We start from the raw sequence: 20,172 nt of genomic DNA, 5'->3' as shown, positions 1-20,172 counted from the left end.
CTCTATAAACTGGGACTGAAATGATACGAATTGTGCTTTCCCTCCTGCTTGCCATGGAACTCATGGTGGCACCCGCCTTTGCCGAAGGTCCGGTATTGGTGGAGCTGTTTGCGTCCCAGAATTGCCGCGCCTGCCCAAAAGCCCACAAAACGTTGAAAGCGGTGAATGCCGAGCGCGATGACCTGCTCGTGCTGACCTGGTCCGTCGACTATTGGGACTATCTTGGCGACAAGGACCCGATGGCGATGACGGAATCCAAGGATCGACAGCGGGGCTATACAGATCGCTTTCGATTGCGCGGCCCTTATACGCCGCAAACGGTTTATAATGGACAGGAACAATGCGCAGGCAACAAGCGCCACTATGTCGAGCGGGCGCTTGCGAAGATTCAGGACAAGTCAGATTTCGATGTCCAACTTGTGCGTACCGGCGACAAAATTCGTCTGTCGGGACAAGTGCCGGATCTGGCTGATATCTGGCTTGTTGATTACCTTTCCGGTGAAGCCAACACGACCGATATGCTTCATCCGGTTACGCGGGTATCTGCACTTGGGCCATGGTTGGGAAATCCAGTCGAACTCAGTGTTCCGCATTGTGAGTCTGGTTGTGCGATTATTGTCCAGGAAGCTGGTTTCGGCCCTGTTCTCGAAACAATGGTGATCGCGCCCTGATCAGGGCTGGGCAGGCTGTCTGGTCTCGATAGCCATGACCGGCGCTCTCACAATTGAGGACACGCGCGGCGTGAATTCATTCCAGTCATACTCTGCCAGCTGATAGGCCCAGCCTTCGGCCTTGTCATTGATCGTGCTGCCGCGATGGGCGCCTTCGCCGGCTTCAATGGCCCGCAGGGTCACGAAATACCCATCAGGCTCCCTGAAAGCGCGAAGCTCGACTTCCAACCCGTCATGGGTCTCGGTGATATGGCGCGCGACAGTGCGCGTTTGCAGTTTGCTGGCTGGCTTCACCCCAATGGGTGCAAACCGCGTCAGGGCGAGGGCGGGCGTAGAGGCAGCAAGACGGCTGACCAATCTGAAGTCCTGAAAAGGCGGACCAGGGACAAAGCTGCGGTCGCTCGATCCGACAGAGCGCTGCAAATACAGACTCTCGCCCATGGAATCGAAGAGCCTTACGGCCGAGATGGCGTCTGAATTGATGTCCAGAATATCGAAATCGAGCCAAGCGTCATGACTATAGAGTGGCGGCAAGTCCCCGTTGACCTGAAAGGCCTGTTCCTCGCTTGGCAGGCGACCATAGACGCGGCTGTCCTTGCGCCCCGTAATCAGGGCGGCCGTGATCTTGCCATCCTCATCAAGAATTTCGACCAATGCACCAGTGCCGCCATCTCGCGGGTCACCAAGACCGATACGATTCAGCTTGTCGGGATCGCGCGTGCGCCCTTCGCCCCAGCTCAGGCCTTCAAGGCCCGTTGCAAGTTCCGCAAGCCGGTCGGGGCGGATGGGATAACCGTCCGGGCCTCCCATTTTCCAGCCATCCTGCGTGTTGGCCAGCGTGTAGGCTTCATCAGACAAGGTCACACGAATCTCGCTGGCATCGGCGCGAATGGCGGCAAAATCGGGGATCACCCGCTGGCCGTCGCGTTCAGACGACCGCGCAGATGGGCCGTGAAGACTATGGGCAGTAAATGTCAGTGCAGTCAGGCCAATCGCAATGCCTCCCATAATCTGGAGACGACGAATCCGCTGTTTTGATCTCACATCGCTCATGCTGTCGCTTTCCGCTTCTGGCGATACCAGACGAATAGTCCGATCAAACAGACCAGAAATGGGCCGCCCCAGATATTGATGGCTTTGAGCGTGCCTTCGAGACGGTCGATGTCGCGCCGGTAGTTGCGCTCGATTTCCCGCAATCGGGCGCGCAACTCGACGATCTTCTGGCGGAGGTCCAAAAGTTCCGTACGCTCGGCTTCGGTCAGATCGGCCTCGAGGTCGCCAGAGAAAAATCCATCCGTTGCACCGATGGCCTGCAACTCTTCCAATCGCGCCTGCGCCGTCTGGAGATTGTCCTGCAGAGCTGATTGCTGGCGGAAATAGATCGCTTCGGCATTTTCCCGCATACGGTCTATTCGCCCCATGCGGCGCAGGCTGGGCGCACGCGACCGGAGGCGTGAGAGTTCTCCACTCCCAGCCAGTGCGTCCAACGCATTCAGGACCAGCGCGCCATTGTCGGCAACGACGATCTGTTCGTTGGGAATTATGTAGAAGTCATCTGCAATGAAATCGACATCAGCGACGAGGACGATTTGTGCATCGGTTTCACTTTGCGAAATGTGGGGCAGGGCCGCGGCGGCTTCAGCGCGCGCGATCTCTGCCAGCATTGGATCGGACGGTTCATCGAAAGCCGGCGCACCTTGCGGGAAGGCCGTGCTCAGCCTGCCGGACAGTCTTGCGGCTAGGACGAGCGGGGCTGGCTCAGTTTGATACTGACGCAGCACCTGCTGGGGCGCCATGTCGGTGATGGCGTCCGATGCATCAATGAAGGAAGGGCTTGGCCCTGTGGAGAGCAAGGGCGTCATCTCAAGGGTCGCGGCCAAGTCTTCAGTAGAGAAAGCTCCCGGTGCGCCGAAATTGACTGCTCGGCTGAGGTCTGCGGTAATCAGGTCATCCTGATTCATGTCTCCGGCTGGTATGCCAAGAAACAGCGGATGCGCCAGTTCCTCTATGCGTCCGCCACCGGTATCGACCGGAACGGGCAGGGCGCTGGCGGCGTCAGCGACCGCGGCGGTCGACAGTTCCACACCCCAGGCATCTCCCCAAGCCATGAGGGAGGAGGACGTGGCCGCGTCACTCATGTTGAACGGACCCGTGCTTGCGACCGTCTTGGCAGCGGGGTCCACGAGAATCACGGCGCGACCTGTTCGCAAGATAAACTGGTCGATCAGCCATTCCTGGCGTGGGGACAGAAGTGGCGGCTGAGCGATGAGCAAGACGTCCAGGTCTTCAGGCAATGATTGAAAAGTTTCCGCGATTGGTTCGACATCGAACGATTTGTGTATGTCGCGCAGGAGCGTGTACCCACCTTCACCTCCGGGTGCGGTCATGCCGGGCAGCGAAGACAGGATCCCGACTCTGGGCGGATCTGGATCGTCCAGCCGCGCAACCATACGGGTCAGGTCGTATTCTAGTGTCACCTCCCGTTCGGGTGCGAGGAAGGGAATGACCCGCTGGTCGTCAATTGAGTTGCGACCGATGATGCCGAAATAGAGCGGATCGCTGCCGTTTGTATCGATCGCAGTGATGCCCGCGGCGAGCGCTTGGTCTTCAGCCGGCGAGAAGGGAAGGGGGTCGATCTCGGTCACGCGGACATTGCCACCGGACTGGCTCTCATAGACTTGCAGCAATTCGCGTACACGCGCGGCATAGGCGCGGATGGCCGGGAAATCCTGCCCGGCGCTACGTGTGTAGACAAAAGTCAGATCGACTGGTTCTGCCACGGACTCCAATGTCGACTTTGTCGCGTCCGAGAGTGTGTAGAGATTGTTCTCGGTAAAATCGATGCGCGCGCCAGTGAAGACCTTCTGTACAAGAAGGTTTGCCGCAACGAAAATGATTGCCGTGAGCGCTGTTGCGATGATGAGGTAGTGTTTCGCCTTCATGTCAGCCGAGCCTCTGACGAGATGCCCACAGGCCGTTGAGGATGGTCCACAGCGTCATGAAGCCGACGAAGAACAGAACGGCCCGCAATTCCAGCACGCCGCGCTGCGCAGCCTCAAAATGCGACAGGAATGAGAATTGGGCCACCAGGTCGGCAAGGCCCGCGCCGAACAGGCTCTTCACACCGGACAAGACGAGGGGCCATCCAGCGGCTGTGAACACGAAGGCCACGACAACACTCATAACAAAGGCGGTGACCTGACTGCGGGTGAGGGCGGAGATAGCGGCCCCAATGGAGAGGTAGGAGCCAGCCATCAGAAGGCTGACAAAATAGGTCAGCGCGATGGCAGCATTGTCAGGATTGCCGAGATAATTGACGGTGATCCACATGGGTAGCGTCAGGACCAGCCCGACAGCCGCGACGGTCCATGCGGCGCAGAGCTTTCCCAGCACCAGGCCCGGCATGCCGAGGGGCAGGGAAAGCAGCAGCTCGTCGGTTCCGGCACTGGTTTCATCTGCCCAGAGGCGCATGGCGAGCGCTGGCAGGAAGATCATGTAGATCCAGGGATGCCAGACGAAGAACGGGGACAGGTCTGCAGTGCCTGTATCGAAGAAGCGGGCGGCCTCCCATGTGAACATGCCAATAGAGAGCAGGAACACGGCGAGGAAAACATAGGCCATAGGTGTTGCGAAGTATGCGCCAAGCTCGCGCCGGAAGGTCGGCAGGAAACTGTCGAATTGTTGACGGAACCGGTTCATGCGGATTCGGCCTCTGCCTGGTCGGTTAGCCGCGTAAACGCGCTTTCAAGCGTGCCATCTGCAGATTGCTTCAACAGGCCTTCGGGCGTCTCGTCGGCAACAATACGGCCGCGATCCACAACAATGGCGCGGGTACACATGGCCGGAACTTCGGTCAGCGTGTGCGTGGAGATGACAATCGCCTTGCGCGGCGCCATACGCGCGATCAGGGCGCGCACAGCTCGCTTCTGGTTGGGGTCTAGGCCATCGGTGGGCTCGTCCAGCAGCAAGACTGGTGGATCATGCAGGATGGCGCCGGCCAGGCCGACACGGCGGCGATAGCCCTTGGAGAGCGATCCGATCCTTTGTCCGCAAACGGTGGAAATGCGAGAGTCCGCAATGGCGCGTTCGATTGCCGATTTACGTTCGGACCGGGGGAGGGACCGAGCAGCCGCCATGAAGGCGAGGAATTCTGGTGGGGTCATGTCGTCATATAGCGGCGCGCCCTCGGGCAGGTAGCCCAAAGCGGCCTGCGCCTCGCGACGGGCTGAGACGATTGACTTGCCGTCAATCGTGGCGTCGCCGGAGTCCGGCTCCAACACACCCGCGATCATACGCATCGTGGTCGACTTTCCCGCCCCGTTCGGGCCGAGAAAACCGAGCACGGTTCCCTTTTCTACGGTGAAGGACAGGCCCTGCACGGCCCGCTTTTCACCAAAGGATTTCTCCAGCTTCTGAATGTCCAGCATTCTTCGCGACAGATCCTTTCCCGGGAGCCTCGTGATACCGTTCTTCGGCGAGTCTGGCCAGTGGCCTAAAGTAGAAGCGACCCGCTCTATGCGGAGAAGCGGCGTACCTCGTCCAGCACCGCCTGCGCAGCGGCTGCCACGATCTTTCCGCCGTCTTCCACATTCGATTGCGTGGGGTCCGATCCGATACGGCCATCCGGGAAGTCGCGGCGATATTGCACGGCATCACCAATCTTGCCGTTCGGGGCGATTTTTGGCGTCATTTCCACATCTGTGCGGGCATGATCGGGGTAGCCGTAATATGTCACCGAAACTTCCGATGCGGTGGCGTGGCTGCCATGACCGACCGGGTAGAGCTGGTTGCACAAGGACATGACGGATTTGAAATCCCACCAGTCGCGACGTTTCAAACTCAGGCCGTGACGATTGTCCTCGCCGCGCGGGTCAAAGCTGCGCCGGGCGTGAATTTCAGAGAAGGCCGCTTCAATCGTGGCGATGTTTCCTCCATGGCCGTTCAGCCAGTAGATACGCTCAAAGCCGTGCCGCATCAGGCTTTCGGTCCAGTCCGCCATTGCAGCGATCATGGTTGAGGGGCGCAACGTGATCGTGCCGGGAAAGCCGAGATGGTGCTGGGCACAGCCGACACTGAAGGTTGGGCCGACCAGCATGTCCTCCGGCGCTAGCTTTTCGGCTTCGTGGGCAATGATTTCAGGGCACAGCGCATCCGTCCCGATGAAACCATTCGGCCCGTGCTGCTCCATGGAGCCAATCGGGATGACGATGGTCTTGGACGTCTTCAGCCAGGTTTCGATGTCAGTCCAGGTCGAAACGGGAAGCAGCATGCATTCAGTCCTTTCTGGGGGCAATCCGGCGCGTGATGTGTCCCATCTTGCGGCCGGGTCGGGCGTCTCTCTTTCCATACAGGGTCAGAGTCTCATCGGCGTTCAGCTTCGTCGGGTCAACCAAGCCTTCATTACCGATCAGATTTCGCATCTCTGCGTCATGGAGGCGGCGGGTATCGCCGAGGGGCCAGCCGCAGATGGCGCGGATATGCTGTTCGAACTGGCCTGTCTGGCAGGCTTCCGGTGTCCAATGACCGGAATTGTGAACCCTTGGGGCGAACTCGTTGGCCAGAAGCGTCCCGTCTGAAAGTACAAAGAATTCAAGGGTGAGGACGCCGACATGGTCGAGGGCGTCGACCAGTTTCATGGCCTTTTCGCGGGCTTCGGTTTCAACGGCTTTGCTGAGACCGGATGGCGCGACCGACCGGGCCAGAATGCCGTCTTCATGCATGTTGCGTGGGGGTGCCCAACTCAGCGTTTGACCGGCGCTGGAACGGGCGACAATGACTGAAATTTCACACTCGAAGGGGATGGCTGCTTCCAGCACTGCTGGGGCCTCTCCAATGGCGGACCATGCCGCCTGGGCCTCGTCAGCCGCACGGACCCAAGTCTGCCCCTTGCCATCGTATCCATCGCGGCGGGTCTTCAGCACGCCCGTGCCCCCGACACGCTTCAGGGCAGGAGGAATGTCAGCTGCCGACTCAATGACTTCGTAGGGCGCTGTTGGAATGCCGATCCGGTTCAGGAATGCCTTCTCTTCGGCGCGGTCCTGCGAGATGGCGAGAGATCTGGGCCCGGGATGCAGCGCGACTCCGCATGACGCAATCAGGTCTGTTGCTTCGACCGGGATGTTCTCGAACTCGAGTGTGACGACATCGCAGGATTTTGCGAACTCACGCATTGCATCGGCGTCGAGGTAATCGGCATTCCAAGTCTTGCGCGCACCGCGCGACGCCGGGGAGTCCGTTTCCGGGCAAAAAATGTGGACATCAAAGCCAAGCTGGTTCGCGGCGCTAGCCAGCATACGGCCGAGCTGGCCGCCGCCCAGTATCCCGATGGTGCGACCGGGCGCGATCATCGTCATGCCTCTGGAGACTCGCCAATCTTGTCCGTCTGGGCCTGGCGGAACGCATCCAGCTTGTCTGCGACGACAGGATCCTGAAGGGCGATGATCGACGCAGCCAGCAGTCCGGCATTCGACGCGCCAGCCTCACCGATGGCCAGCGTGCCGACGGGCACACCTTTCGGCATCTGGACAATGGAAAGCAGGCTATCCATGCCGGACAAGGCCCGCGACTGAACTGGCACACCAAGCACGGGAAGGGGGGTCATCGACGCGGCCATGCCGGGCAGATGGGCAGCGCCGCCAGCGCCAGCGATAATGACCTTCATGCCGCGTCCGCGCGCGGATTTTGCATACTCAACCAATCGGTCAGGTGTGCGGTGGGCGGACACGATGCGGGTTTCGTGCGTAACACCCAGTTCCTCGAGGATCTCAGCGGCCAACCTCATGATTGGCCAGTCAGACTGGCTACCCATAATAATGCCGACCTGTGGGGAATCTGTGTCCGTCATGGGAAGCCTCGCCGCTGGAAAACGCGCAACATAAGTAAGCGGGTTGCGGCGTCAACTGCCAGCGTGTTGGCTCACGCGGCAGGAATGACTGTATCTCGGCGTAATATTTGCTTAACCTTCCGACATGGCGGACGACTTCTACACTCCAAAGGCGACGGAACGATTGGCACTGCTGAATGTGCTGGGCGTTGACCTGTCAGCATTGGATTTCAGGGCCCGCGCCGCCATTGAAGCCCTCTGTGATGAAGTGTTGGTTTTGCGCGAAGACGCAGATGAGTTGCGAGACGCGCTTGATGAGGCGGTTTCACTCGCCGACAATGACGCACTGTGTCCCGTCTTCAACCGGCGGGCCTTCAAACGAGAGATCCGGCGTGAAATCGCCCTTGCGGCGCGGTTCCGAACACCGCTTTCGATGATCTATATCGATCTCGACCACTTCAAACAGGTCAATGACGTGTTCGGGCATGCGGCGGGCGATGAGGTGCTGATCCGTATCGCGGAGCTGTTGCTGCGCCATACGCGCGAGACCGATATCGTGGGCAGACTAGGCGGGGATGAATTCGGAATCGTTTTGGCGCAGGCCAATGTGGACGACAGCCGGCTGAAGGCAGAGCAGCTCACACATGAAGTCGACCAGCTGGTGGTGCGGAGTGATGGCGATGATGCCCATCCGGGAGTCCGGATCGGCGCGTCCTGTGGTGTGGTCGAATGGCAGGTGGGCCAGAACGCTGAAAGCCTGCTGGCACTGGCCGACCAGGCGATGTTCGCCCAGAAAGCGCGCAGGAAAACCAGCCAGCAGGCAGGTAAACAATAATTCACGCGTTTGAGCGCGATTCCGGGGGCCGCCCCCCGTGACGCCCCCAACCTCTTGTGATTTACTGTTGCCGTTAAGACACAACAACTTAACAGCAAGAAGGAGACTGCCATGTCGCTTAAAGGCCGGATCAATGAGCTCGCCAACAAGCACCGCAAACTCGACGAGATTATCCACGAGGAACAGAAACGACCGTCGGCAGATGCCCTTCGATTAAAACGCCTTAAGCGCGAAAAACTGCAGATCAAGCAACAGCTTCACGTGTTGGAAGCGAGCTAGGGCCTCGAAACCTCGCCTTCATCTTTGTGCCCTAGCCTGAATTTCAGCAGGCATAAGGAAAACGCATGCGCGAGATTTTTGATCAGGAAAGAGCGATGACGCTTGGAGCCGTCAAACAGGCTACGGGCGTCCTCGCCATACTGTTCCTCATAGCCGCAGCGTTCGCTGTGCTATCAGGGTTGGGACAGATCTTCAGCGGCCATGTCTTCCATGGAATCGGACGTATCGTCGCCAGTTTGACTGTACTCGGCTTTCTTTACATCGTCGTACGCTTGTTGGCCGAAATTCTGGCAGCGCTACACCGGCTGAACGACCGTCTGTCCGTGGTCGGAGATGACATCCGCACAAGGCGTAGCCGACCTGTCGCTGATCCAACAACAGATACCAGGGCCTAGGGGCTATGGCTCAGCCCGTCACGGTCATCCTGGGTCTCGGCCGTGAGGTTGGAGACGCTGTCGCACGTCGGTTCAGCAAGTTTGGTCATCATGTCGTCGCGGCTGACCCTTCTGATGACCGGATAGCCGCCTCACGTAACGCTGTGCCAGACGAAGTATTGCTCCATCATGGTGAGTTGCATACGCGGCTCGGTCTGCGCAACGCGCTAACCGTAGCGGTCGAGGCGTTTGGCCGAGTCGACAATCTGATCGTCATTCCGGATATTGAAGCTGCAGATTCACTGGAAGACTTCGCGCAGGAGAAATTCGACAAGGCGGTGGCCAAGGCCACACGCGGCGCGGCCTTGGCGTTGAAGGTCTTTTCCGAACGGATTTCTGAGCAAGAAGACCTGCCTGAGTCTGGTGTTGAACGCATCCGCCAGAAGGGGGCCGTCACGTTCGTCCTGTCCTATTCGGCCATGGCAACCATGCCAGGACGGTTCACTGAGACGATTACCCAATCTGCCGTACTGGGTGTCATCAAGGCCGGCGCTGTCGAGCTGGCTGAACAACAAATACGCGTCAACGGCATCATCGCCATCCGCCCTCGTGAAGAGCGTATTGAAAGCTGGACAACCCGGCGCACCCCCTTGGGGCGCGCAGCGATTGCTGATGAAATTGCAGATGCTGCCCGGTACCTGTCTTCTCCAGAAGCCGCCATTGTTACCGGCGAGCTGCTGAAGCTGGACGGTGGGCGCTCCAGCCTCGCCGGTATCCTCGACTAGGCGACGCTTACCAGATCGCTCAGTGTGCCATTTTCCTGGCTTGTTTCGTACACAGCTACCGTTTCAACCGCATAGTCTCGGCTCAGGATGTTCGACACGGTGCGATACTCTGCGCGCGCCGTGTCTTTCGACAGGGTGACGATTGTGTAACCACGATTGAACGGATCGTGCCAATTCACTTCCGGGTTTGCGTCGGCGAATTGTTCGCCCAGATCGGGGATTCCCTTAATGTAGGCGCCTGTGCCCGGTGAAGTGATCGAGGTGCACCCGAACTCGACGCCGCGTTTGCCACCCTCGGCGTCATAGAGCGTGTTCACCCAGGCCGTGTGTGTGTCTCCTGCCAGTGTGATCAGTTTCGCATCTGCCGCAGCGGCGCCCGCGTAGAGCCGTTCGCGAGCAGCAGGGAACCCGGACCACGCATCCAGATTGAATGGCAGGCCCAGCGCTGAAAAGCCAACCATGGTCTGGACAAAGCCGTTGTCTTGCGCGGCGAGTTGTTCAGGCGTCAGAGTTTCCTGGAAATTCGGCAGTTTTGTCCGGGCCATCACGACCTGGTTGGCGAGAACCTGCCAGGCCTTGCCGCGCTCGACCGAGCTTTTGAGCTCGCCGGACAGCCAGGCTTCCTGCTCTGATCCAAGCATGGTGCGGGCTGGATCATTGATTGTCTCCAGGGTCTCGGCGACGCGTTGCATCATGACGTCCTGGTCGGTAACGCCGGTGAGCGCATCAAACCAGCTGACATCGGGTGAGCGCCCCGTCAGGCGGCTTTCCAGAGCATGGATGGTGGCGACATCGCCAAAGGTGAAACTCCGCCAGACGGCGGATGTGATTTCACCCGCAGCGGGCTCACGCAATGGAATCCACTCGAAGTAGGCTTGAATGGCAGCCTGTTTGCGATCCGACCAATCGCCTTCGCCTTCTTCTGGATTGTGATTCTGGGCGCCCGTCCGATAGGAATTGTTTGTGCTTTCATGATCATCCCATGTGCAAATCCATGGCGCGAGCGCATGTGCAGCCTGCAGGGCAGGGTCGCTCCTGTATTGCGCGTGGCGCATGCGGTAGTCGGCGAGCGTGACCATCTCCGTGATCGGATCATGAACGCGGCCAATCTCGGTCGCCACTTCAGCTCCGTAACCATCCACGCCATATTCGTACAGATAGTCACCAAGATGAAGAATGACGTCGAGGTCTTCTTCCTTCGACAACGCTTCATAGGCGTTGAAATATCCAAACTGCCAGTTTGAGCAGGAAACTACGCCCATGCGCACGGGGGCGTCCCCATGAAGCGCCGTTGTTTTCAGGCGACCTTCCGGCGAGTCGACATTGCCCGCTTCGGTCGCAACGCTGAAGGCGTAGGAATAGGCCTTGCCCGGCTTGAGCCCGGCAACGTCGACCTTCACGCAATAATCTCGCGATGCAGTTGCCATAGCTGTGCCGGTGATAGGTGGGGCGGAGGGATTTTCGGGATCGGTAACGCTGTAGGAGACAGGGATCGGGCCAGTGCCGGTCTTGGGGGTGGCGCGGGTCCAGATAATGACCCGATCACTGAGTGGGTCACCGGATGCGACTCCATGGAGGAACTCAACCTCGCCTGCATATGGCGCCGGCTTTGGCGCAACATTGGTAGCCGTGGTTGCGCAGGCGGCAACACTCAGGGTTCCGGTAGCAGCAGCGCCCAGCAGGCCGCGTCGAGTGATCTTGGTCATGGTTCTCTCCCGTGTTCCGAACCTCCCCTAGTCCGGTCTGTTGACAATAGCATGACGATCAGACGGAAGTTCGTCTATAAGCGCCACAATGGACACCCTGAAAATTACTGCTACTGCGGACGATACCGGCACCCGGCTTGATACTTTTCTCGCCTCAAAGGCTGAGCAATTGTCGCGCTCGCGCGTGAAAGCGTTGATTCTTGAAGGCGCGGTTACGCTCGACGGGGAGGCCGTGCTGGACCCGAAGCGCAGTGCCATCGCCGGTGCCAGCTATCTGATAAAGCTGCCGGAGCCTGTTCCTGCAACACCAGACCCGGAAGACATCCCGCTCGACGTCCTGTTTGAGGACGAGCACCTGATCCTCATCAACAAGCCATCCGGTATGGCAGTCCACCCGGCACCCGGCAGCTGGGACGGCACATTGGTCAACGCGCTGCTCCATCATTGCCGGGGACAACTCTCGGGAATTGGCGGGGTAGAGCGGCCGGGCATTGTTCACCGGATCGACAAGCTGACGACCGGCGTTCTGGTCGCGGCCAAGACCGAGGCGGCGCATCTCGGCCTGTCTGAACTGTTCCAGAAACACGATATTGAACGCAAATACCTTGCGGTGACGCGCGGCGCGCCGCGGCCATTGTCGGGTACGGTGGACATGCCGATCGCCCGGTCCACTGCAGACCGGAAGAAGATGGCGGTGGTGCGTAACCCTGAAAGCGGTGTTGGCCGCAACGCCGTCACGCACTACCGGGCACTCGAAACGTTCGGGACCAGAGACAAGGGCACTCGGCTGCCTGCAGCGGCGCTGATGGAATGCCAGCTGGAAACTGGCCGGACCCACCAGATACGGGTGCATATGGCGCATATCGGCGCACCGCTGATTGGTGATCCGGTTTATGGACGTCACAAGGGGATTACAGTCCATGGGCAAAGCGATGCGCACATTGCGGGAACCAATGCGGCGCGCGCCTTTCCCCGTCAGGCCTTGCACGCCGCTGTGCTCGGCTTTGTACATCCCATAACGAAAGAGGCGCTTCGGTTCGAAGCGCCTCTTCCAGAAGACATGTCTGAGCTGATCGATGCGCTGCGAAGCCTGCCCATCGAAAAGTAACGAGTTTAGCCGCCGTCAGAATTCAGCGCGGCTTCTGATGTTACAACCGGCTCAAAATAGAGTTTCGAGGCTTGAAGGGTGACTTTGCCGATCTTGTCTGTATCGGCCTGGATTTTCACCGGAACGGTCGCACCATTTGGCAGGGGTGCGAGCCACATGCGTAGCGGGCCGTCGATGCCTGACAGATTGTCATTGTCAGACTTGTCCTTCTTGTAGCCAGCGACCTTTTCCATCGTGATGTGACACTCGATGGCTTCACCAGACCAAGCCTTCACATCAATCTGTTTCGTGCCGGCATTTTCAAGGTGCAGATAGGTCAGCTGGCGACCATCGAACAGACGGATCGGACCGCCGCACGGGTCAGCACCTGGCGCGCGGGGCTCGAGCGCGAATGTGATGAGCGCGGTAATCGGGTCATTCGTCTTGAGGACCTGCTCAACCGTGGCCGGGGGTTCGCCCAGATTCCCGAAGACCGGATTGGCAGTCATCGAGAAATCGTCATCCGTGATTGTCAGATTGACCCGGCGGTTCTTTTTACCGTCCCGGTTCTGCGACACGTAATTATAGGTCTTCAGCTCGTCGCCGCGCGTATAGCCGGAGGCCTGCAGGTGCATGTCGTAATTCACGAACCAGTCGGCGATGCCGGTCACCTTGACGCGTGATTTGATATTGTAGGTATCGGGGCGCATCTCGACATCGAAATGGGCCCGGCCGGTTGCCGGGATGAACAGGACATAGGCTTTCGCCTCCAGTTCATAGACCATGCGTGTGGCCTCACCGGCCTTAACATTGGCAAGGACAGCGGGGGCCGCACTGCTTGGGGCCGTATCGGCAGCTGAAAAACCAGCGAGGGCGAGTCCTGCAGCAGAGGCAAGAAGGAAAGCGCGTTTCATCTGAACCAGAATCCTTTCCGGAGCACTAGGTTACAACATCCCCTATACCCCGTCTTCTCCAACACCACCTGAACAGCCATGCCCTGATCATGCCTCATTCGGATGGGGTTTGCATTCAACAAGTATGACAGCGGATGACACCTGCAACCGGAAAACTGCCGAAATGCCTGATCCTCAGAGTTGACACGGGGGCCATCTGCCCTGTAACGACGCGCCTTCGAGATCCCTATAGACCTATTCGGAGCGAGGCCATGTCCCGCGAATGTGAACTTACCGGCACCAAGCCGATGACTGGCCACAATGTGAGCCACTCGCAAATGAAAACCAAGCGGATTTTCCGCCCTAACCTCGTACAGGTTACGCTGCATTCCGATGCACTGGGCCAGAATTTCCGCATGCGCATCGCGGCGAAAGCCCTGCGCACTGTCGACAAGCTCGGCGGCCTGGATGCGTTCCTGGCGAAGGCAAAGGAAGATGCCTTGTCTTCCAAGGCCCTGAAGATCAAGCGCGACATCGAAAAGAAAGCTGTCGCCTAAGGTCTGGCCCTTTTGGGCTGATGAGATTTGAAAGCGCGCGCGGCACAGGCTGCGCGCGCTTTTTTACGTCCATAATCTGGCAGCGGGCGCCCGTGCGTGCCACACATGGTCCCGTCTTGGAGGGAATGTGATCATGCGGGTATTGGGTTTTGCACTGGCGTTGGGGGTTCTGGCAGCATGCCAGCCGGGCGGGGCTCCGCAATCTGAAACGGATGAGACGCAAGCGCTTACCGTCTTTACCGGGGGCATAATTTACACCGGGGTCGCTGACCAGCCCACCGCTGACGCGGTGGTCGTCGGGCCTGATGGCCGGATCGTTGCCGTTGTGCCGCCCGCCTCGGCCGACTGGAGCGAAGACGAGGTCACGATTGTTGATCTCGGAGGCGCAGTCATGTTTCCGGGATTCACCGATGCCCATGCGCACCTGATGGGGATTGGCCAGCGCGAACTGACGCTTAACCTGGAAGGCACCGCCTCTGTAGATGAACTTGTCACCCGCACCGAGGCAGAGATCCAGGGCAAGGCTCCTGGCGAAGTCCTGTTCGGGCGCGGCTGGATCGAGACCGGCTGGCCGGAAGGGCGCATGCCCTCCGCCGCAGACCTCGACGCGGTCAGCCCAGATAATCCGGTGATCTATACGCGCGCGGATGGCCATGCCCTGGTGGCCAACACGTCCGCGCTGAAGGCGGCCGGCATTTACGATCTGACCGAAGACCCTTCGGGCGGCCGGGTGGAGCGGGATGACAGCGGCAAAGCGACGGGCATTGTGATCGACAATGCGATGGGCCCTGTCTTCCAGCTGCTTGCGGCCCCAACGGAAGAAGATGTCGAGACGGCTCTGGAGGTTGGCGCCAATACCTATGCCAGCCGGGGCTGGACCGGCGTTCACAATATGAGCGTCAGCGCATCCCAGGCGCCCATCATGGCCCGCCTCGACGGGGAAGGGCGCCTGCCGCTGCGCGTTTACAATGCCTTCGACGTGGACGCCTTCGAAGTGGCGGAGTCCCGGAAGTTCGAGACTGACACAGTCACCAATCGCGCTGTGAAACTCTATATGGACGGCGCCCTTGGCAGCCGGGGCGCGCTGTTGATCGCACCCTATTCAGACCAGCCGGACACCAATGGTCTCTCCTTGCTCGATACGGAGTCGCTCCACGACTTGATGATGAAAGCCAAGGGCGCAGACGTCCAGTTGGCCATCCATGCCATTGGGGACCTTGCGAACCGGCACATTCTCGAAACCTTCGAGGCGCTGGGGAATGGCGATAAGCTACGCTGGCGGATTGAACATGCGCAGATCTTCGCGCCGCAGGATGTCGCGCGCGTCGGAGAGCTGGGCCTGATTGCCTCCATGCAGCCATCTCATGCGATTGGCGATTTGAAGTTCGCCCCCTCACGGCTCGGTCTGGACCGGTTGGCCGGCGCATATGCCTGGCAGGACATGCTGGCCGGGGGCGCCGTGGTTGCTGGCGGCTCGGACGCGCCGGTTGAAGTCGGCTCACCCCTGATCGAATTCTATGCGGCGGTGGCCCGGCAGGACCTCGACGGTAATGCGGGGGAGGGGTGGCACCCTGAACAGGCCCTCTCGCGGGACCAGGCGCTGGCCCTGTTCACGTCCGCCGCCGCCTTCGCAGCTTTCCAGGAGGATGACCTCGGCACGATCGAAGTCGGCAAGATTGCGGATTTCTCCGTCTTCGACCGGGATTTGATGACGATTCCTGCCGCTGAAATCCTTGATGCACAGGCCCGAATGACCATCATTGGCGGGGAAATCGTCTGGCAAGCTGCTGAATGAGTTGCCGCGCGGCGGACCAAACCCACATTTGACCCTATGTCACGCTTGGCGGAAGCGTCAGGTGTGATAGGTCCATCAATGCAATAGATGACGAGACGCATGCCATGACTGTGATGAGTGATACCGATGTGCTGGACGGCATGGAGCCGACCGTAGAAATCAATGTTCGCGAGGTTTTCGGCCTCGACACGGACATGGTCGTACATGGGTTCAAGACACGCACAGAATATGTGCCAGCGATTGACGAGGCCTATCGCTTCGATCCTCAGACGACGATGGCGATCCTGGCAGGATTTCAGCACAATCGCCGCGTCATGGTGCAAGGCTATCACGGCACAGGGAAATCGACCCATATCGAACAGGTGGCCGCGCGCCTGAACTGGCCGATGATCCGGGTCAATCTCGACAGCCATGTCAGCCGGATCGACATGGTCGGCAAGGATGCCATTGTCCTGAAGGATGGCGCGCAGATCACCGAATTCCGCGAAGGCATCCTGCCTTGGGCCTTGCAGCGCCCTGTGGCGATCACGTTCGACGAGTATGATGCCGGCCGGCCGGACGTGATGTTCGTGATCCAGCGCGTGCTGGAAGCTAGCGGCAAGCTGACCCTGCTCGACCAGAATCGCGTCATTGAGCCAAATCCGTATTTCCGCCTGTTCGCCACGACCAACACGGTTGGTTTGGGTGACACGACCGGCCTCTATCACGGCACGCAACAGCTGAACCAGGGCCAGATGGACCGGTGGAGCATCGTGACCACGCTGAACTATCTGGAACATGATGCTGAAGTGGAGATCGTGAAGTCCAAGGCCACGGGCGTGGATGAAGACACGCTCGCCAAGATGGTGACGCTGGCCGACCTGACCCGGAACGCGTTCATGAGCGGCGACCTCTCCACAGTGATGAGCCCGCGGACCGTGATCACATGGGCTGAAAACTTCGCCATCTTTGGTGATCTTGGCCATGCGTTCCGGATGACGTTCCTGAACAAGTGCGACGAGCTGGAGCGGCCTCTGGTGGCAGAAATGTACCAGCGCTGCTTCGCCGAGGAACTGCCTGAAAGCGCCCTCATGGTGAGGGTCGCCTGAGCCGGAGCCCCGCGCTAAGTCACAGCCATGTCCAAAGACACCTCTCCTCAGGAATTGTTCAAGCAGGCGCTGGCCACCACCACGAAAGCGATGAGTGCAGACCGTGATGTCGAGGTCGGCTTTGGCAATGATGTGGGCGGGGACGGTGAGACGATCACGCTGCGCACGCCGCCACAACAGCTGGAACCCCATATCGCTGCGCGCATTCGCGGCGAGGCAGATGCCATTGCCCTGCGTCGTGCGCACCACAATGCTGAGGCACATTTCGCGCATCGTCCCGGCGGGGATTTGCCCCGCAAGGTCTATGACGCGGCTGAACAGGCGCGCATCGAAAGCCTGGGCGCCAATGCCATGCGCGGTACGGCCGACAATCTCGACGCTGTCCTAGACCATCGCTGCCAGTCCGGCGAGTTCGCGATGGGCGCAGAAGACGCTGAGGCGGTGCTCGCGCCGGCGCTCGAATTTCTGCTGCGCGAGAAGCTGACCGGGCGCGCCTTGCCTGACAGCGCGAAACGCGTGGCCGATGTCTGGCGCGAACGGGTGGAGGCTGAGACGGGCGGCGCCATCGACCGCCTGATCGCGCAATTGCACGATCAACCCGGCTTTGCGCGCACAGTACGCGATATGATCCGGGACCTGACCGCCTCCGATGCGCCGGGCGAAGACGTGGAAACGCAGGAACAGGACGATTCGGAACAGTCCGAAGAGAATGAACAGCCCTCTGAAGGCGATCAGGACATGGAGTCCGAAGAGCAGATGGGTTCTTCCGCCGAGCAGATGGATGCGGGCGACACCGAGGAAATGGAGGGCGAGGAATCCAATGTCAGCGTCGACATGGATGTCGACGCCGAGGCCGATGACACGCCTGATGATGATGAGGACGGGACCAAGCCGCTGCGCCCGAACTTCAAGGATGGCGATGATCGCGACCGGTTCAACTATAATGTCTTCACGCGCGAGAATGATGAAGTCGCCAATGCGCCAGACCTCTGTGACGCTGAGGAACTGACGCGGCTGCGCGCCTATCTCGATCACCAGTTACAGGGACTGCAGGGCGCGGTGTCCAAACTTGCCAACAAGCTGCAGCGACGTTTGATGGCACAGCAGAACCGCTCCTGGAGCTTCGATCTTGAAGAGGGCGTGCTGGATACGGCCCGCCTGACGCGTGTGATCACCGACCCGACAGCGCCGCTCTCCTTCAAGCAGGAAGATGATTCGGAGTTCCGCGATACGATTGTGACGCTATTGCTGGATAATTCCGGTTCCATGCGCGGCCGGCCGATCATGGTGGCGGCGCTGTGTGCGGACATTCTGGCCCGCACACTGGAGCGCTGCGGCGTGAAAACGGAGATCCTCGGCTTTACGACAAAGGCGTGGAAGGGTGGCCTTTCGCGGGAGGACTGGGTCAAGGCTGGTAAGCCCGCCGGACCGGGGCGCCTGAATGACATTCGCCATATCGTCTACAAACAAGCTGACGCCCCATGGCGCCGGGCGCGGCGCAATCTGGGTCTGATGATGCGCGAAGGTCTGCTGAAGGAAAACATCGACGGCGAGGCCTTGCTATGGGCGCATGACCGGATGCTGGGGCGACCGGAACAGCGCAAGATCCTGATGGTGATTTCTGACGGCGCGCCGGTGGACGATTCCACACTGAACGTGAATGTCGGCAACTATCTTGAGCGCCATCTGCGGCAGGTGATCGAAGAGATTGAGACCAAGAGCCCTGTGGAGCTGATCGCCATCGGCATCGGCCATGACGTGACACGTTACTACAAACGCGCCGTTACGATTGTGGACGCCGAACAGCTCGGTGGTGCGATGACGGAGCAATTGGCCAGCCTGTTCGACGAGAACGCGCCAGAGCCCAAGGCGATGGCCATTCCGCCTCTGACGAACAAGACAGTGCGCGGCGGCAGCGCCGTCTCAGGCGCCACCAGCGGCGCGCCAAGCTATGGCAAGAAAGTCGATCTCGGCCGGGCCGTGAAGGCGACGACCCTTACTGAAGTGAAGGGCCCGAAGAAGTAGGGTCAAGTGGGAAATCCGCCCGCCTTGCTGAGTGACGACGCAATCGGGTGCCCCAACACTTTTTCCAGCCAATGCGATGTCTCGATCAGCTTGCTCAGGTCCAGTCCAGTTTCGAAGCCGCCGCGCTCCAGCATGTAGACCACATCCTCGGTGGCCACATTGCCTGTCGCCGCCGGGGCAAACGGACAGCCGCCAATGCCGCCACAGCTGGCATCAATGACATCGACCCCGCAATCAATGGCGGCCGCGACATTGGCGAGCGCTGCGCCACGTGTGTCGTGGAAGTGCATGCGCAAATAGACATCCGGTGCTTCCATGCGCACGCGCTCGATCCGCTTGCGGACATCCCACGGGTCGGCCACACCAATCGTGTCACCCAGCGCCAGTTCGCTGACGCCCGCGCGCTGGGCCTGCGCGGCGAGATTGCCGACCAACTTGATGTCGACTTCGCCGTCGAACGGATCCCCGAAGGCAACCGATATCGTGGCGGACAGGGGGATGCCAGCCTCAAGTACGAGCGGGGCAATCTGTAGCAGGGCGTCCGCGCTGTCCTGCGGGGTCATGCCCTGATTGCGCATGCCGAAGGCTTCCGAGGCCACGAGCACAAAATTGATCTCGTCAGCCTTGGCATCGATGGCGCGACGCACGCCTTTTTCGTTCAGGGCCAGCGCGATATGGCGCGTCGGCTTTGATCGGTCGACGCCTGCAAAGACCGCAGCAGAATCCGCCATTTTGGGCACGGCCTTGGGGCTGACAAAGCTGCCGGATTCCATCCGCCGAACGCCGGCCTCTTCCAGCCGGGCAATGAATTCCAGCTTCTGTTCGGTCGTCAGGTCGGCCGGATCATTCTGCAGCCCGTCGCGCGGGCCGACTTCTACAATGTCGATGCGTCTTGTCATGATGCCTATGTAATGTGCATTGAGGACAAATGACAGACTCCAAACGCCCCCTGGATGGCCTGCGCGTCATCGAACTCGGTCAGCTGATCGCTGGCCCCTTCTGTGGACAATTACTCGGTGACTTCGGCGCCGAAGTGATCAAGGTCGAGGCGCCCGGCTTGCCGGACCCGGCCCGAGGCTGGGGCGCGGTCAAGAAGGATGACATCGGCCTGTTCTGGCCGATCATCGGTCGTAACAAGAAATCCCTGACGATGAACCTCCGCGTGGAGGCGGGGCAGGCGATCCTGCGCGAACTGGTGAAGACCGCCGATGTTCTGGTCGAGAATTTCCGGCCGGGCACACTGGAACGCTGGGG

The 20,172-nt window shown here is 59.9% G+C and carries 21 protein-coding genes; 11 read left to right on the top strand and 10 right to left on the bottom strand.

The window, feature by feature from the left end; all coding sequences use genetic code 11:
* Positions 1–32 precede the first annotated feature (32 nt).
* Positions 33–671: a DUF1223 domain-containing protein gene (locus B4F73_RS01590; RefSeq protein ID WP_290480348.1), complete on the top strand. Its 639-nt coding sequence runs from the start codon at positions 33–35 to the stop codon at positions 669–671.
* On the opposite strand, the gene B4F73_RS01585 is transcribed toward B4F73_RS01590, so the two are convergent.
* The 7 genes from B4F73_RS01585 to purE form a co-directional block, all read right to left on the bottom strand.
* Positions 672–1,724, bottom strand: coding sequence for a DUF4340 domain-containing protein (locus B4F73_RS01585; protein ID WP_290480349.1), 1,053 nt, complete (start codon positions 1,722–1,724; stop codon positions 672–674).
* Positions 1,721–3,613 (bottom strand): Gldg family protein, encoded by a 1,893-nt coding sequence (locus tag B4F73_RS01580; RefSeq protein ID WP_290482358.1) that lies wholly within the window; start codon positions 3,611–3,613, stop codon positions 1,721–1,723. Before B4F73_RS01580 ends, B4F73_RS01585 begins: the two co-directional genes overlap by 4 nt.
* A gap of 1 nt (position 3,614) precedes the next feature.
* Complete coding sequence (locus B4F73_RS01575; protein WP_051608033.1) at positions 3,615–4,370, bottom strand: ABC transporter permease subunit; 756 nt, start codon at positions 4,368–4,370, stop codon at positions 3,615–3,617.
* Positions 4,367–5,098: an ABC transporter ATP-binding protein gene (locus B4F73_RS01570; protein ID WP_034817328.1), complete on the bottom strand. Its 732-nt coding sequence runs from the start codon at positions 5,096–5,098 to the stop codon at positions 4,367–4,369. Before B4F73_RS01570 ends, B4F73_RS01575 begins: the two co-directional genes overlap by 4 nt.
* 86 nt (positions 5,099–5,184) lie before the next feature.
* Entirely contained in the window at positions 5,185–5,940 is a 756-nt protein-coding gene (locus B4F73_RS01565; RefSeq protein WP_206991840.1) for a creatininase family protein, read from the bottom strand.
* Positions 5,941–5,944: 4 nt separating this feature from the next.
* A complete protein-coding gene (locus B4F73_RS01560) occupies positions 5,945–7,024 on the bottom strand; it encodes a 5-(carboxyamino)imidazole ribonucleotide synthase (RefSeq protein ID WP_290480353.1) in 1,080 nt (359 codons plus the stop codon).
* Positions 7,021–7,515, bottom strand: a complete 495-nt coding sequence (gene purE, locus B4F73_RS01555) for a 5-(carboxyamino)imidazole ribonucleotide mutase (RefSeq protein ID WP_290482357.1) — start codon at positions 7,513–7,515, stop codon at positions 7,021–7,023. Before purE ends, B4F73_RS01560 begins: the two co-directional genes overlap by 4 nt.
* 163 nt (positions 7,516–7,678) lie before the next feature.
* Between purE and B4F73_RS01550 the strand changes: the two genes are divergently transcribed.
* From B4F73_RS01550 to B4F73_RS01535, 4 genes are all read left to right on the top strand, one after another.
* A complete protein-coding gene (locus B4F73_RS01550) occupies positions 7,679–8,329 on the top strand; it encodes a GGDEF domain-containing protein (RefSeq protein WP_290482356.1) in 651 nt (216 codons plus the stop codon).
* 111 nt (positions 8,330–8,440) lie between these two features.
* Positions 8,441–8,608 carry a YdcH family protein gene (locus tag B4F73_RS01545; RefSeq protein WP_034817340.1) on the top strand — a complete coding sequence of 56 codons (168 nt, stop codon included), beginning with the start codon at positions 8,441–8,443 and terminating at the stop codon, positions 8,606–8,608.
* A 65-nt stretch (positions 8,609–8,673) separates the two neighbouring features.
* Positions 8,674–9,003 (top strand): hypothetical protein, encoded by a 330-nt coding sequence (locus tag B4F73_RS01540; RefSeq protein WP_290480354.1) that lies wholly within the window; start codon positions 8,674–8,676, stop codon positions 9,001–9,003.
* 5 nt (positions 9,004–9,008) lie between these two features.
* Positions 9,009–9,767 (top strand): SDR family oxidoreductase, encoded by a 759-nt coding sequence (locus B4F73_RS01535; RefSeq protein WP_206991845.1) that lies wholly within the window; start codon positions 9,009–9,011, stop codon positions 9,765–9,767.
* Here the strand turns inward: B4F73_RS01535 and B4F73_RS01530 are convergent.
* Positions 9,764–11,473 (bottom strand): alkaline phosphatase D family protein, encoded by a 1,710-nt coding sequence (locus B4F73_RS01530; RefSeq protein WP_290482355.1) that lies wholly within the window; start codon positions 11,471–11,473, stop codon positions 9,764–9,766. The two genes, B4F73_RS01535 and B4F73_RS01530, sit on opposite strands and share 4 nt — an antisense overlap.
* Positions 11,474–11,561: 88 nt before the next feature.
* Between B4F73_RS01530 and B4F73_RS01525 the strand changes: the two genes are divergently transcribed.
* Positions 11,562–12,581 carry an RluA family pseudouridine synthase gene (locus B4F73_RS01525; protein WP_206991847.1) on the top strand — a complete coding sequence of 340 codons (1,020 nt, stop codon included), beginning with the start codon at positions 11,562–11,564 and terminating at the stop codon, positions 12,579–12,581.
* Between the two features lie 5 nt (positions 12,582–12,586).
* On the opposite strand, the gene B4F73_RS01520 is transcribed toward B4F73_RS01525, so the two are convergent.
* Positions 12,587–13,474 (bottom strand): DUF3108 domain-containing protein, encoded by an 888-nt coding sequence (locus B4F73_RS01520; protein ID WP_206991848.1) that lies wholly within the window; start codon positions 13,472–13,474, stop codon positions 12,587–12,589.
* Between the two features lie 251 nt (positions 13,475–13,725).
* Here B4F73_RS01520 and rpmB point away from each other — a divergent pair, with 251 nt between their 5' ends.
* The 4 genes from rpmB to cobT all read left to right on the top strand — a co-directional run bounded on the left by rpmB (position 13,726) and on the right by cobT (position 18,918).
* Positions 13,726–14,010, top strand: coding sequence for a 50S ribosomal protein L28 (rpmB, locus tag B4F73_RS01515; protein WP_034817354.1), 285 nt, complete (start codon positions 13,726–13,728; stop codon positions 14,008–14,010).
* Between the two features lie 133 nt (positions 14,011–14,143).
* Positions 14,144–15,805, top strand: a complete 1,662-nt coding sequence (locus B4F73_RS01510; RefSeq protein ID WP_290482354.1) for an amidohydrolase — start codon at positions 14,144–14,146, stop codon at positions 15,803–15,805.
* Positions 15,806–15,909: 104 nt separating this feature from the next.
* Positions 15,910–16,893, top strand: a complete 984-nt coding sequence (gene cobS, locus B4F73_RS01505; RefSeq protein ID WP_290482353.1) for a cobaltochelatase subunit CobS — start codon at positions 15,910–15,912, stop codon at positions 16,891–16,893.
* 27 nt (positions 16,894–16,920) lie between these two features.
* Positions 16,921–18,918 (top strand): cobaltochelatase subunit CobT, encoded by a 1,998-nt coding sequence (cobT, locus tag B4F73_RS01500; protein WP_290480357.1) that lies wholly within the window; start codon positions 16,921–16,923, stop codon positions 18,916–18,918.
* 2 nt (positions 18,919–18,920) lie between these two features.
* Here the strand turns inward: cobT and B4F73_RS01495 are convergent, their stop codons facing one another.
* Entirely contained in the window at positions 18,921–19,817 is an 897-nt protein-coding gene (locus tag B4F73_RS01495) for a hydroxymethylglutaryl-CoA lyase (protein WP_290480358.1), read from the bottom strand.
* Between the two features lie 29 nt (positions 19,818–19,846).
* On the opposite strand from B4F73_RS01495, the gene B4F73_RS01490 reads away from it, so the two are divergent.
* On the top strand, positions 19,847–20,172 hold a 326-nt coding region (locus B4F73_RS01490; RefSeq protein WP_290482352.1), incomplete at its 3' end, for a CoA transferase.

Source organism: Hyphomonas sp. UBA3601, from assembly GCF_002375605.1.
GTDB lineage: Bacteria > Pseudomonadota > Alphaproteobacteria > Caulobacterales > Hyphomonadaceae > Hyphomonas.
This window is presented reverse-complemented; position numbering and strand designations above follow the sequence as displayed.